This is a genomic window from Streptomyces sp. NPDC111656, assembly GCF_055656965.1.
Genome location: NZ_JBVKCA010000016.1, coordinates 129,744 through 143,337, shown reverse-complemented (window position 1 = coordinate 143,337; position 13,594 = coordinate 129,744). Strand labels below are relative to the sequence as shown.

General features: G+C 71.8%; 11 protein-coding genes. 7 read left to right on the top strand and 4 right to left on the bottom strand.

Translation table 11 applies throughout. The features are described from left to right. The first annotated feature begins 93 nt into the window (after positions 1-93). Positions 94-1,089, top strand: coding sequence for a DUF5937 family protein (locus tag ACZ7M3_RS37150; protein ID WP_472069535.1), 996 nt, complete (start codon positions 94-96; stop codon positions 1,087-1,089). 1 nt (position 1,090) lies between these two features. Here ACZ7M3_RS37150 and ACZ7M3_RS37145 read toward each other — a convergent pair whose 3' ends face one another. Together ACZ7M3_RS37145 and ACZ7M3_RS37140 are read right to left on the bottom strand one after the other, a co-directional pair. Beyond that, positions 1,091-1,891, bottom strand: a complete 801-nt coding sequence (locus tag ACZ7M3_RS37145) for a VOC family protein (protein WP_472069334.1) — start codon at positions 1,889-1,891, stop codon at positions 1,091-1,093. A gap of 229 nt (positions 1,892-2,120) precedes the next feature. Then, positions 2,121-2,336: a DUF4177 domain-containing protein gene (locus tag ACZ7M3_RS37140; protein ID WP_355306981.1), complete on the bottom strand. Its 216-nt coding sequence runs from the start codon at positions 2,334-2,336 to the stop codon at positions 2,121-2,123. A 165-nt stretch (positions 2,337-2,501) separates the two neighbouring features. Here ACZ7M3_RS37140 and ACZ7M3_RS37135 point away from each other — a divergent pair, with 165 nt between their 5' ends. Beyond that, positions 2,502-4,007, top strand: a complete 1,506-nt coding sequence (locus ACZ7M3_RS37135) for an aminotransferase class V-fold PLP-dependent enzyme (protein ID WP_472069332.1) — start codon at positions 2,502-2,504, stop codon at positions 4,005-4,007. A gap of 52 nt (positions 4,008-4,059) precedes the next feature. On the opposite strand, the gene ACZ7M3_RS37130 is transcribed toward ACZ7M3_RS37135, so the two are convergent. Continuing rightward, on the bottom strand, positions 4,060-5,766 hold the full coding sequence (locus ACZ7M3_RS37130) for an ATP-binding cassette domain-containing protein (RefSeq protein ID WP_472069330.1): 1,707 nt from the start codon (positions 5,764-5,766) through the stop codon (positions 4,060-4,062). Positions 5,767-5,848: 82 nt separating this feature from the next. Beyond that, the gene (locus tag ACZ7M3_RS37125) at positions 5,849-7,627 is read right to left on the bottom strand and encodes an acyltransferase (RefSeq protein ID WP_472069328.1); all 1,779 of its coding nucleotides are present in this window, start codon (positions 7,625-7,627) and stop codon (positions 5,849-5,851) included. A gap of 331 nt (positions 7,628-7,958) precedes the next feature. Here ACZ7M3_RS37125 and ACZ7M3_RS37120 point away from each other — a divergent pair, with 331 nt between their 5' ends. The 5 genes from ACZ7M3_RS37120 (at position 7,959) to ACZ7M3_RS37100 (ending at position 13,564) form a co-directional block, all read left to right on the top strand. Then, complete coding sequence (locus ACZ7M3_RS37120) at positions 7,959-8,702, top strand: hypothetical protein (protein WP_472069326.1); 744 nt, start codon at positions 7,959-7,961, stop codon at positions 8,700-8,702. Between the two features lie 347 nt (positions 8,703-9,049). Then, on the top strand, positions 9,050-9,604 hold the full coding sequence (locus tag ACZ7M3_RS37115; protein ID WP_329329454.1) for a toxin-antitoxin system, toxin component: 555 nt from the start codon (positions 9,050-9,052) through the stop codon (positions 9,602-9,604). 3 nt (positions 9,605-9,607) lie between these two features. After that, positions 9,608-10,801 (top strand): MAB_1171c family putative transporter, encoded by a 1,194-nt coding sequence (locus ACZ7M3_RS37110; RefSeq protein ID WP_472069324.1) that lies wholly within the window; start codon positions 9,608-9,610, stop codon positions 10,799-10,801. A 123-nt stretch (positions 10,802-10,924) separates the two neighbouring features. Further along, positions 10,925-12,130: a DUF6545 domain-containing protein gene (locus tag ACZ7M3_RS37105; RefSeq protein ID WP_472069322.1), complete on the top strand. Its 1,206-nt coding sequence runs from the start codon at positions 10,925-10,927 to the stop codon at positions 12,128-12,130. A 36-nt stretch (positions 12,131-12,166) separates the two neighbouring features. Next, positions 12,167-13,564, top strand: coding sequence for an FAD-dependent oxidoreductase (locus ACZ7M3_RS37100; protein WP_472069320.1), 1,398 nt, complete (start codon positions 12,167-12,169; stop codon positions 13,562-13,564). The last annotated feature ends 30 nt before the right edge of the window (positions 13,565-13,594 follow it).

Sequence of the window (13,594 nt, the reverse complement as noted above, 5' to 3'; positions counted from 1 at the left end):
CGGGGTCGCCGCGCGGCCCACTACTCTTTCGGCTGGAGCCGAATCGCCCATCCCGACCCCGTGAGCTCGGCCGAAGACCCGTCGGAGACTGTTTTGCCGCTGACCCTGCACCTCGGCACGGAAGATCTGACGCGCTGCCGGTTCGCGGTGTCACCGCTCTGCCAGACGCACGAGGCGTTGCGCATGCTGCGGCGCCCGGACCGGCACGCCTTCCACCGGGACTGGCTGCGGCGCGTGCGCGACGTCGTGGCGGGCCTGGACCTGGCGGAGCTGTGGCTGTTCATCCCCCGCAAGGGCGGTTACACCCCGGACTTCCTCGGACCGCCGCCGCGGACGCCGAACGCCTCCTTCGAGGAGGAGCTGGCCCTGATGCGCGCCACCGACCCCGCCATGGCCCGTACGGAGCTGGCGCGTTCGCTCGCCTGCACACCCGGCGCCACCGCATCGCCGTACGGGCGGGCGGCGTTGGAGGACCCGGCGGGCACCGTGCGACGCCTCGCCGACCTCACCGAGCGGGCCTGGCACGCGCTGCTCGCCCCGGACTGGCCCCGCCACCAGGCTCTCCTGGAGTCCGATATCGCCTACCGCTCACGGCAGTTGGCGGACGGCGGCCTCGAGGCACTCTTCAGCGACCTGCACCCGGAGATCGGGTGGGCGGACGACACCCTCACCCTGCGCATGTACGCCGACCTGAAGGAGGCGCAGGGGCCCGACGGGCGGGGTGTGCTGCTGATGCCCAGTGTCTTCGTACGGCCGGACGTGGTGAGCGGCTTCGCCCGGCCCTGGCAGCCGACGGTGATCTATCCGGCCCGGGGCACGGGCGGCCCGCCGACCGGGGCCGCCCCGGCCGAGGCGCCCGCCGCGCTGGCCCGGCTGCTCGGACCCCACCGCGCCGCCGTCCTCGTCGGCCTCGACGGTCCCGCCTCGACCACGACCCTGGCGAACAGCCACGGTCTGGCCCTCTCGTCCGTCTCGTCCCACCTCTCGGTGCTGCGCGAGGCCGGACTGCTGGTGTCGCACCGGCAGGGGCAGTACGTCCTCTACGAGCGCACGGCGCTGGGGGACGCGCTGGCGACCGGGGCCCGGTGAGCTACGCGGCGCCCTTGCAGGTGACGGTGAAGTGCGCTCCGTCGGGGTCGGTCAGGATGGCCTCGGTCGAGCCGAGGCCCTGCTGGTGGGCCGTGCCGCCGTGGGCGCGTGCGGCGCGGGCGGCGGCCTCGACGTCGTCGACGGTGAAGTGGATCTGCCAGTGCGGCCGGATCGTCGGGTCGGGCGCCGCCTCGACCGCGCCGGAGTGGATCCGGGCCACCACGTCGCCCCGGCTGCGCAGGACGACCTCGTTGTCCTCGTAGCGCACCTCGCAGGACCCGGGGGCCGAGGACGCCCACTCCAGGACCTCCGCGTAGAAGATCGCGGCGTCGAAGGCATCGCGGGTGTGCAGCCGTACGAAAACCGGTGCCGCCCGGCGCCACTCCTCCCAGCCGGCCACCAGCTCGCCCTCCCAGATGCCGAACACCGCTCCGTCCCGGTCGGCCAGCAGGGCCGCCCGGCCCGGCGGGAACGACAGCGGCCCCACCGCGGTCGTACCCCCGCGCTCCTGACTACGGGACACCGTCTCGTCCGCATTCGCCACCGCGAAATACGGCGTCCACGTGGCCATCCTCGCTCCGATGCCGGACATCGCCGAGACGCCGGCGACCGGCACCCCGTTGACCCGGGCGAATCGGTACTCCCTGCCCAGCCTGCCCGTGTGCCACTCCCAGCCCAGCACGGCGTGGTAGAAATCCTGCGCGGCCCGCAGATCCCGTGTGGCCAGGCTGACCCAGCAGGGCGCTCCGAACACCGAGTGGCTGGAGACAACCGCACGGTCGAGTGTTCCGTCGCTCTTCATCGCTGTACCGTCCTGACCTCACTGGCCGGCAGCGGCTGGAGGCGAGTACTCCGGGATGTCGGTGGCGTACGGCACGCGACCGACACCCGCCCAGCCCGGGGAGGCCTTCCGCACCGGAAGGCCTCCGACGGCTCAGGAGTACCCGCGGATCCGCTGTCTCATCAGCTCCAGCATCCCGCGCCTCGGCCTCCCACGCACCATACAAGGAAATAAACGGGCATAAACGGATTTATGCTCGGGGGCGCTCGAAGGTCAGGAGCAGCCCCTCCACCGCGCCGGGGCCTATGCGGCCCTTGACATCGGCGGACGTGATCGCCTTGAGCGCCCAGCCGTCCCCGGCGTGCTTGTTCAGAACTTTCTCCAGCTTGTCGCTGTCCAGCGCGTCGCCGATGAGCGACTCCCGGAAGGTGACGACCTTGTACTCGAACGTGTAAGCGTTGCTCATGACTGCGGGGTTCTCCTGCGGTTCGAACGATATGGCCGCGCCCACCCAATCACTGTTCGATGCCGTGGCACAGGGGAGAGGCCCGTCCGTACGGATACCTTGGGTGAAGCTTCATGGAGGGTCGGTCCGAGGCGTGGGGAAGGGTCGGCCGGGCGGAGGGAACTCATGGACAAAGCACCGAGCAGCGGCCACATACAGGCGACCGACACGCCTTCCGGAGGCACGGCCGCCGGCGAAGGGGGCGCGGACGGCTTCGCCGGGCTGCGGGCGCGCGACTTCGGCTACCTCGACGAGGGCGGCCACACCTATCTCGACCACACGGGCGCCGGGCTTCCGCCGCGCTCGCTCGTCACGGGGAGTGCCGAACGGATCACCGGCGGGTTATTCGGCAACCCGCACTCCGAGAGCCCGGCCTCCCGCGCCTCGGGAGTGCTGCTCGCGGAGGCCCGCCGCGCGGTGCTCCGGCACTTCGGCGCGGACCCCGCCGAGTACGCCGTGATCTTCACGCCCAACGCCACGGGTGCGCTGCGCCTGGTCGGCGAGGCGTATCCGTTCGCGCGCGGCAGCCGGCTGGTGATGTCGCTGGACAACCACAACTCGGTCAACGGTCTGCGCGAGTACGCGCGGGCCAGAGGAGCCGCGGCGGCGTACGTCCCCGTGAGCGGGCCCGGCCTGCGGATCGACGAGGAACGGCTGTGGGACGCGCTCACCGCGCGCGGACGCGGTCCCGGGCGTCACCTGGGCCGCCTGGGGCGGCGTGGTGGCGTGGGGCCGCGCGGGCTGCTGGCCTACCCGGCCCAGAGCAACTTCACCGGAGTCCAGCATCCGCTGGAGTGGATCGCGCGGGCGCAGGAGCAGGGCTACGACGTCCTGCTGGACGCGGCCGCCTTCGTGCCGACGAACCCGCTCGACCTCGGCCGGTTCCACCCGGACTTCACCGTGGTCAGCTGGTACAAGGTCTTCGGCCACCCCACCGGCATCGGCAGTCTGATAGCCCGCCGGGAGGCCCTCGCCAAGCTGCGCCGGCCCTGGTTCTCGGGCGGCACGATCTACGCGGTCAGCGCACAGGCGCAGTGGCACGTCCTCGCCGACGACGAGGCGGCCTTCGAGGACGGCACGGTGAACTTCCTGTCCGTCCCGGACGTCACCGCCGGGCTGGAGTGGATCGACCGCCTCGGCATGGACCGGGTGCACGCCCACGTCACCGCCCTCACCGGCCAACTGCTCACCGGCCTGCGCGCGTTGCGCCACAGCGACGGTGCCCCGATGGCCCGCGTGTACGGTCCCCCGGACGCCGGGGCGGATCGTGGCGGCACGGTCGCGCTCAACCTGTTGGGTGCGGACGGCCGGATCGTCGACGAACGCGTCGTCACCCGTGACAGTGCCGCGCGCGGCATCTCGCTGCGGACCGGCTGCTTCTGCAACCCGGGTGCCGGCGAGGCGGCGTTCGCACTGCCGCTGCGCCGGCTGCGCTCGGCCGCGGGCAGACAACTCGGTTCGATGGAGGAGTACTTGGACCTGCTGCGGCTGCCTTCGGCGGGTGCCGTCCGCATCTCCCTGGGCGTGTCGTCGCAGCCCAGGGACATCGAGACGTTCCTGACGTTCGTGACCCGGACCTACCGCGACCGGGTGCCGGGGGTGACGGGTCTGGCGGCTCGGGTGGGGTGCTGAGGGGCTGGCCGGGGATGACAGCCCCGAGGGTCTGGCGGGGGGTGACAGCCGCTCAGCGACCCGCCCGGCTCCGTGCCGCGCCCTCCCGGCACTTGCGCACCAGGACCGCCCACGTCACCGCGAGGAACAGCACCGCGAACCCCGCGAGGATCAACCAGCCGCGGCTCGCCGGATGACCGAACGAGTCCCCGTACGAGTCCAGCAGCGGTGGTCCCAGGGGCGACGCGCCCGTGCGCCACAGCGACTCCAGGCCGACCCCGCTGCCCAGTGCCTCGAACGCCCACCGGTTGGTCATCGCCCAGCTGATCGCCTCCCCTGCGCCGGTCATCCGCGGCACCGGCACGAACGCCCCCGAGAACAGGACCTGCGGGAAGCACAGCAGCGGCAGCATCAGCGTCGCCTGGCCCGGTTCCGTCACCGCGGCCGAGGCCAGCAGCCCCAGCGTGAGGGCCGCCGCCGAGGCCAGCACGCTCGACACGAACAGCGAACCGTACGTGCCCCATCCGGCCGCGGGCAGCCGGTCCAGCGCCCGCAGCACCACCAGCAGCAGTACGTCGGCGACGGCGAGCACCGGCAGCATGGTGGTCAGCTTCGACGCGACGTAGGGACCGATCCGCAGCCCGGCCAGCCATTCCCGGCGCAGTACGGGCAGCTCCGTGCAGATCTGCAGCAGTCCGTACGTCAGGCCGAAGAAGAACGCGCCGAACGCGATCCAGAACATGATCATCGCGGTCGATCCGGGCTCGGGCGCCGCGCGATCGAAAGCGCCCGCCCGGAACAGCACCGCGAACATCGCCACGATCATCACCGGCGAACCGGCGAGGACGGCGACGGAGAGCCGGTTGTGCAGGAGGAGTGCGGTACCGCGACGGGTGAGCAGTGCCCATTGGCGCAGGGCACCGACACGCCGGACGGGAACCGCAGATGACGGTGTGTCCGCTTGGTGTACGTCGTCCGGCGGCGTGGCGCGCTCGACGCGTACGCCCTGGGCCACCGCCTCGTACACCTCCTCGACCGTGCCCACCCCGAACGCCCCGCACAGCGCGCTCGGTTCACCGGCGTACGCGACCTCGCCGTCGGGGGAGAGGAACACCACCTGGTCGCCGCGGAGCAGATCGGCGAGCGTGTGAGTGGTGAGGACGACGGTGGTGCCGTCCTCGGCCAGCGCGCGCAGGGTCCGCAGCAGGGCGGCACCGGTCACCGGGTCGAGCCCCGAGGTGGGCTCGTCGAGGAAGAGCACGCGGGGGCGGGTGAGCAACTCGGCGGCGATACTGGCCCGTTTGCGCTCGCCGCCGCTCAGCGCGCGCACGGGCGTCGCCGCCCGGGAGGAGAGACCGAGAGCCTCCAGGACCCGGTCCACGCCCGCCCCGACGGACTCGGGCGTCGTGCCCGGCGGCATGCGCAGACCCGCCGCGTACACCAGCGTCCGGCGCAGCGGCAGCTCGCGGTGGATGATGTCCTCCTGCGGCACGAACCCGAACTCGGGTCCCGGCGAGCCGGGTTGCGTCCCGTCGTGCAGGACCGTCCCCTCCGTCGGCGCGCGCAGCCCGGCGAGCGTCTGCAACAGGATCGTCTTGCCCGCCCCGCTGCTCCCGGCGATCACGGTGAGCCGCCCGGGCGCGACGTCGAGGGACACGTCGTGCAGGACGTTCCCGGCGCCGTGTATGCGCTGCCTCACCGAACGTGCCTGTATGCGCAGGCCGTTGACCGAGGTGGCGGAGGCTTCGGCGGACGAGGGCGGCTGTATGGGCGTCGGCATGGGTGCAGCATGCCAGGGGGTGGCGCATCGCGCGGCCCAACCGTACGCGCCCGCTCCCGGAGGACGCGGCGTTTCGCGTGAGCTACCCCGGCGTCGCGAACCCCGGCGACCGGGCCGGCTCCGGGCGATGGACGCCGCGCGGCCGGTACGCGAGCCGGTCCGCCACGCCCACCAGATCCGCGAGCAGCCATACGATCGCGAGCCACATCTCGGTGCCCTGAAGCCCCGGCTCGCGGCCCGGACCCCCACGGCCCTCGCCGGCGGGACCGAAACCGAATCCGGCGCCGTCCCGCCACCGCCCCAGCGCCCGTGTCAGCTGTTCCTCGGCCCACGCCCGCACCTCGGCCGTCCGATGCCCGCTGCGCCGCCCCGCGAGCCACAGGGGATGGGCCACGTCCAGCACGTTGCAGGCGTTCTCCCGGCCGGCCGCGAACCAGCGCTGATCGCGGCCATGGGCCAGTACGGTGTCCACGACCCGCTCCGCGTACGGCACATCGAGCCCGAACTGGGCGTAGGAGCCCCGGGTGAGCCGGTAGTAGCCGTTGACCAGCTGCAACCGGCCCGCGGCGGGCGACCCGGCGGTGCCCCACATGCCCGTCCACGGGTCCACCCGTGTGGTGAGCCAGCCGAACAGCGCCTCCAGCGCGCCCGGCTGCCCGTCCTCGACGCCGAGCTCCAGATTGCGATGGGCGCCGGTCGCCCAGCAGTCCACCCACGCGCCGGCGGACCAGGTCCGCGTCCGCCACGGCAGCGACTCCAGCCGCGCGAGCAGCTGACCCGCCGTCATGCGGCGCACCACGTGTACGGGTTGGCTGAGTCGGGAGCCCAGCAGGTCCAGGGCATAGCCCACGGCCAGCACGTGGTACTGGGCGGTGCCGTCATCGATCCAGCCGTCGGCCGCCGGGGCGGGAAGCACCCCCGGACCGCCGCCCGGAGCGAACTCGGGCACCAGCCCGCTGCCCGGATCCTGAAGGGCGCGCAGCCGCGCGGCGTGTTCGTCGGTGGCCAACTGCTCCGGAGGCGAGCCCAGCAGCAGATCGGCGATCTCGACGGCGTCGCAGTGTGCTCGAACGGTCGCGGGAGTGCCCGGCCGGTCGGCGTAGCGGCCGGTGTCGGGGTTCCAGCACCGGGCGACGAGATCGGCGGCCTGCGCCCGGGCCCGGTCGGCGAACCGGGCGACGGCGTCCCCCAAGTCGCCTGACGGGTCACCCGGGCCGTCGCCTGACAGATCGTCCGAGAGTCCGCCCGGCAGGTCGCCCGAGACCGCTCGATCCCGTCGTGGTCCGCCCTGGGCGCGGCGGTCGCGCAGGGGACGGGCCGGGTTGCCCGCCGCGACCGTCCACGGCGCCAGATCCTTGGTGACGACCGCGCCCGCGCCCACGACACAGTGGTCGCCGATCGTCACTCCGTCCACTACGACCACGTGCGAGCCGATCCACACGTCGTCGCCGACGGTGATGCCCTTGTGGGTGAGGGGCTGCCGGTGCACCGGCCGGTCGGGGGCGAAGCCGTGGTTGAAGCCGAGCAGCGAACTGTGCGCGCCGATCCGGACCCCGTCGCCGAGGGTGATTCGGCCCCGGACCGTGGCATACGGGTTGACCGTGCAGTCGTCGCCCGCGGTCACCTCACCGGTGACGTAGGCGTGCCCGGCGATGTAGGAGTCGGTGCCCAGGCGCAGTGTGTCGGTGAAGACCCCGGCGGCCGGAGAGACGTAACAACGCTGCCCGAGGCGCGCGCCTGATTCCGCCAGTCGTCGCTGATGCGCGTCCTGCGCGGCTCGCTGTCCGGCGGAGGCGCGGCCCACGAAGTCCCAGGGGCAGTAGTCGAAGTAGGCGTCATCGAGAGCGGTTTCCGCGTCCATCGCACGGGAGTCTAGAGAGCGCTTGCCATCCGGGCAACGCCCGGGAATCGGCCCGAGCTGCGACCGCACACCCCGTGATGGTGTACCGCCGCAGCCCGGAACACGCCGTGGGACCCGCGTCCGAGCGCACGCGGGCTCCCCCATCCCCGCGGCGTGACGACCGGTCCGCACGTCGTGTCGTGATCCTGCAATCCCCAGCCAGTCATGTCAACTGTTCTAGCCGAGTACGGCTATTGGAGTATCTTCCGCTCTGGTTGGCCGGGCCCGGCAGCGGCTAAAGTCTCGGAAGTCAACGTGCAGTTCCCCCCGTCCGACACCAGGAGACCTGCCGGTGAGAGAAACGCGCCGAGCGCTCGCCGAGACCCTCAGCCGTATCGGCTCCCTCATCGGGGACGGGCAGAGCCGCGACGACGTGCTCGACGTGGAACAGCTCTCGAACGAAAGCGGCGTCCCACGAGACGTCGTCCGGATGCTCCTGGACGGCGAGGAGCCACCCGCCGAGGACATCACCGACCGGATCGTCCGCCGCATCGTCCACCTGCGCGAGACACGCCTGCGCCCCGACGGGACCCGGCACTCATACGACGAGATCGCCGCCTCCTACGGGGCCTCCCGGGCATCCCTGTCGAACCTCGTCAACAGCCGCCGGAAGACGCCTTCGCCGCAGACGCCTTCGCGGCGGGCGCTCTCGCAGCAGGTGCCCTCGGAGCAGGTGCCCTCGCAACAGACGGGGGAGCGGCGCCCGGCCCGCTCCGGCGGCCCGTTGGCATCCACCCAGGCCGGCATCGAGACGTTCTTCTTCGGCCAGCCCAACGGCTGGCTCTCCGCCGAACCGCAGGCCTCGCTCGACAATGCCCTCCAGTCCGTCCTGCACGGCCTGGAGGGAGAGGCGGCCGATCCGATGGCTCGGCTGCGCAGTACCCACGGACTACGGGAGTTGGCCGCGCGTGCCCCGCAATTGGCCGAAGATGAGCTTCAGTTGGTGACTGACTGGATCGACACCATCCTGCAGCGAAGAAACGCTCAGCGGGTACGGGGTACGGAATCGGACAGTTCGCACACCGAAGGGCACTGATCATGGGGGCACCCGGTCGTACGCAGGCGCGTCGCCGCCCGGGGCGGGAAGCCCACGCCGCACCGTCCGCCGGGCGCGGCCACCGGCAGGCGTCCTGTGCGCGGGCCCGAGCGCGTCCCGAACGTATCGGATGCGCCAGGCCCGGATGCGCGTGTATCCCGTTTGATCGGTATTTGATCCCCCTCAGCTTGCTGCAGACCGCAGAGCCTGGCGTGGCCGACAAGGCACCTTGTTTGGCATATTGACAGGCCGAGTTGGGCGTACCTTCGGCCGGGTGGGTGCAGGCAGGGTGGGATCGGCGGGCGTCGTGCGACGGTGCCCCATGCTGGAGTTCGCGGGGGAGAGCGGTGCGCACAGGCAGAGCCAAGGAGATGCGGAACCTGATCGGCCGGTTGGCCGACGGAGTGAGCCTGCCCGTACCCGCCGCTCCTGACGCGCTGTTCGACGCGCTCATCGCCGTGGTCGCCGAGATCAGGGGCCGCGAGGTCGTCCTCCTCAAAGAGGAGTTCCCGCACCGCACCGCCACGGGACTGTGGCTCGACATGCCGGACCACGACATCGTCCTCGTCGACAAGCGGGCAGCGCCCGTCCACCAACTGGCCATCCTCTGCCACGAGATCTGGCACATGATCAAGGGCGACTGCGGCCACCACGCCGCCGGGGTCCCCGTCGCCGCACGCGTGCTGAGCGACCGGGCCGATGTGCAGCGGACGGTGCGGGCCGTGGCCGCGCGCACCGAGTTCCACGAACGGTCGGAGCAGGAGGCCGAGACCTTCGCCCTGCGGGCGGTGACGCATCTGCGGATCTGGCTGGAAGGGGAACCTGACAGCCTCGCCACGGACCGGTCCCAGATCGCCGGCCGGATCGGCGCCTCACTGGGACACCGCCGGTCCCAGGTCTGAGCCGTGAACGCCTCGCGCTACTACATACCCGCGCTGGCCCTGTGGGCCGGCCTCGGAGTGAAACTGCCGGATCTGGTCCGAACCTGGCGCGACCCTCTGGTCCGCTCGGTCTGCTGGGTGATCTTCCTCGGCGGCGCCGGATTCCTCTTCGCCGCCCCGCCCACCGTCGCCGCCGTGAACAGAGCGAGCGGCATCCCGAACCTGGCCGCCCCGCTGGACTACGTCATCGTCAGCGCCTACAGCGCCGCCTGCCTGCTGCTGATCCTTCACTGGCGTGGCGGGCCGGCCGACCATGTGCGCCGCCTCGCCCGACGCTGGCAGATCGGCTACAGCGTGCTGATCACCTTGATCATCGTCCTCTTCGTGGCCGGGGACGCCCCCGTCGAGCGCCGTACGGACCTCGACACCTACTACGCCACCACGCCCTGGATCGGGCAGATGATCGCGCTGTACCTGCTCGGTCACATCACCGCGGCGGTGGCCACCACGGCGCTGTGCTGGCGCTGGGCGCTGGAGGTGCGCGGATGGCTGCGGGCCGGGCTGTGGCTCCTCGTGGCCGGATGGCTGCTGAACCTGTCCTTCAGCACCCTGAAGCTGACCGCGGTGGCGGCGCGGTGGGCCGACGCGGACTGGGACGTGCTGAGCACCAGCCTCGCGCCCGGCATGGCGAGCCTGGCCGCCACCGTCGCCACCGTCGGCTTCACGGTGCCGCTGTTCGGGCCGCGGCTGGGCCTGCTCTGGCACACCGTGGTGACCTGGCGGCGACTCGGCCCGCTGTGGCACGAACTCAGCGGCGCCTCCCCCGGGAGTCCGCTCGCCGCTCCGATCCCCTGGTATTCGTCGTACGCCGTGCGGCTCACCCGGCGTGAGGCCGGCATACAGGACGGGCTGAACCTCCTTCGCCCGCATCTCGACGACCGGATCCGGGCCCGGGCCCAGTCAGCGGCTCGGTCCGCGGGACACGGCGACGAGGACGCCTCCCGCATCGGCCTCGCCGCGATGATCGCCGCCGCCGTTCGGGTCCACCCCGACGGCGCACCCGCCGAAACCGCCGTACTCGACCACTCCGCGGGCCTCATGGCACGCGCCACCTTGATGGGCGTGGCGCATGCGTTGCGTACGTCCCCCGTTGTCGCGGCGGCTCGCGCGGCCGCGGTGGCCGCCGCGGCCCCCGCCGACGAAAGAACCCCGTCATGAGCCCGCACGGCGTGCCCCAGCGCCGGCCCGTCCCACCACCGGACACGCCCCGGCGGGCCACGGCGCACGTTTCGCGTCCGATCGACCGGTCCCACGTACATCCCCGGAAGGCAGGCAGGCCCAGTGGACAGCGGCATCGTCTTCTACATACCCGGCGTTCTTCTCCTGGTCGCCGCGGGACTGAAGCTGTCGGCGGGCACGGGCCTGTGGCGGGATTCCCTGGTCGCGCCGAGCAACGCGATCCTGCTGGTCGGCTCCGCCGTGTGCGTTCTGTCCGCCCCGCCCACGATCCGGTACGTCAATGACGCGACCGGCGTCGCGAACTTCAGCGCCCCGCTGGTGTACGCCGGCATGACGGCGCTCAGCGCGAGCTACCTCGTTCTCATGATCCGGTGGAAGGGCGGCCCGCCTGAGACGCAACAGCGCGCCGCCCGGCTCGTACTGGGTGTCTACGCACTGGTCGTCGCGGGAATCTGGGTCCTGTTCGGCCTGGCCGAGGTCCCCGTGGAACGGACCCAGGACCTGGACACGTACTACGCCAACACGCCCTGCATGCGGGAAATGATCGTGCTGTACATGGTCGCGCACACGGCCGCCACCGTCGCTCTCGCCGTCATGAGCGTGAGCTGGTTGCGAGAGGTGCGCGGCGTGACCCGCGTCGGTCTGATCCTGCTCATCGTCGGCCTGGCGTTCGACGCGGGCTACCAGATCGCCAAGTACACGGCCATGGCCGCCCGCTGGAACGGCGTGGACTGGGATTTCCTCTCCACCGATGTGTCCCCACCGCTCGTCATGCTCGCCGGCGTCACCACCGCCGCCGGCTTCGCGGTCCCCCGGGTCGGGCCGCCGGCGGTCGACAATCTGCGCGCGTGGAAGCGCTACCGACTCCTGAAGCCCCTCTGGGCGGAGCTGCAGACGTTGCGCGCGCCGACCGAGGGGATCATCCGCTGGTGGGATCCGCCGGTCGTGCGCCTGGCACGCCAGGAGATCGCCATCTGGGACGGCGTCCTGGCCTGCTCGCCCTATCTCGATGACCAGGTGCGCACGACCGCGTACGCCGAGGCAGTGGCGTCAGCCGCCGCCGATGGCACCTCCGGAGTCCGATCACCGCACCAGGCCACGGTGGTGGCCGAGGCGGCCATGCTGGCCGCGGCCCGTGTCCAGGTCCTCCACGACGGCCGCGCGGAGGTACCGGCGAGAGCGGGAACCCTGGAGTCCATTTCCACACCGCGACGGATGGTTCTGCTGTCGCGCGCGCTGTCCTCGTCCCCGATCGTCGCCCAAGCCCGACGGCAGGCCGCCGCCCGTACGGCCGCCGGCCGTGACTGAGACTCCCGCTCCCCGCAACAGAAAAGAGTGCACCCTATGTCGTCGTCTGCCAGAACTGCCTCCCGCCGTACCGCGGTGGTCATCGGAGGGGGTATGACGGGCATGCTCGCCGCGGCCGTGCTCGCCGACTTCGCAGACGTGCGGATCATCGAACGCGATGTGCTGCCCGACGGCCCACACCCCCGCAAGGGACTGCCGCAGGCCCGCCATGCCCACGTGCTCTGGTCCGGCGGCGTGAAAGCCCTCGATGACCTCCTGCCCGGCATCGTCGACCAACTCGTCGACCAGGGCGCCCACACACCGCGCATCATGACCGACCTGGTGTCCAAGGCCCCCTCGGGGCAGTGGTTCCGCAGATTCACCCACGCCCGCCACACCAGCCTCCTGTGCAGCCGTGACCTCCTCGACGCGGTGATCCGCACCAGGGTTCTGCGGGACGACCGCATCACCCTCCTCCAGCAGACCGAATTGCTCGCCCTGCTGGGCGACGGGGACCGGGTGACCGGCGTACGTGTACGCACGGATCAGTCCGAAACATCCCTCTCGGCCGACCTGGTGATCGACGCGAGTGGACGCGCCAGCCGCGCCCCCGTCTGGCTGCGGGAACTCGGACTTCCTCCGGTCCAGGAACGCACGGTCGACGCCGGTATCGGCTACGCCAGCAGGATCTACCGCGCACCCGGCAGCGCCGCGGACGGCTTTCCCATCGTCAACGTCCAGGCCGATCCCCGCCGAATCCCCGGCCGCGGCGGCATCATCGTCCCCATAGAGGGCGGCCGATGGCTCGTGACGCTCGCCGGATCCCGCGGCGGGCAACCCAGCAGCGACAACGACGAGTTCATGCCCTTCGCCCTGAGCCTGCCGCACCCCGTCATCGGTGAACTGCTCGAGAACGCCGAACCCGAGACCGACGTCATCACCACGCGTAGTACCGCCAACAAGCGGCGGTACTACGAGAGAGCCGCCCGCTGGCCCGACGGCTTCGCCGTGCTCGGCGACGCCGTCGCCGGCTACAACCCCGTCTACGGCCATGGACTGAGCGCCGCCGCGCAGAGCGTGATCGCCCTGCGCCACGTCCTGCGGCAGCAGGACCTCGGCGCACCCGGTACCGCCCGGCGCGTCCAGAAGGCCGCGGCGCGGCCGGTCGAGAACGCCTGGAGTCTGGCCGTGGGGCAGGACGTGTTCTATCCGGACGCCAGCGACCAGCCGCCCACCCGGCTCGAACGGACCCTCGCCGCCTTCGTCGACAAGGCCGTCGACGCCGGCTCGCGCAACCCCCACGCCCTGCGCATCCTCCTGGACGTGATGAGCATGGAAAAGCCGCCCGCCCGACTGCTCATGCCCGACATGCTCGCGCTGGTCTACCTCGGCCGAAAGACACCGCCCCTGGAAGGCCCGCCCCTGACGGAGCAGGAGCGCAAAGCCACCTTGTGACGTGTCAGCCGCTTCCTGCGCGGGTGTGCC

What these genes read in the sequence shown, in the direction of transcription:
- ACZ7M3_RS37145 (WP_472069334.1), bottom strand. Translation starts at nt 1,891, where the DNA reads ATGAAGAGCGACGGAACACTCGACCGTGCGGTTGTCTCCAGCCACTCG.
- ACZ7M3_RS37140 (WP_355306981.1), bottom strand. Translation starts at nt 2,336, where the DNA reads ATGAGCAACGCTTACACGTTCGAGTACAAGGTCGTCACCTTCCGGGAG.
- ACZ7M3_RS37135 (WP_472069332.1), top strand. Translation starts at nt 2,502, where the DNA reads ATGGACAAAGCACCGAGCAGCGGCCACATACAGGCGACCGACACGCCT.
- ACZ7M3_RS37130 (WP_472069330.1), bottom strand. Translation starts at nt 5,766, where the DNA reads ATGCCGACGCCCATACAGCCGCCCTCGTCCGCCGAAGCCTCCGCCACC.
- ACZ7M3_RS37125 (WP_472069328.1), bottom strand. Translation starts at nt 7,627, where the DNA reads ATGGACGCGGAAACCGCTCTCGATGACGCCTACTTCGACTACTGCCCC.
- ACZ7M3_RS37100 (WP_472069320.1), top strand. Translation starts at nt 12,167, where the DNA reads ATGTCGTCGTCTGCCAGAACTGCCTCCCGCCGTACCGCGGTGGTCATC.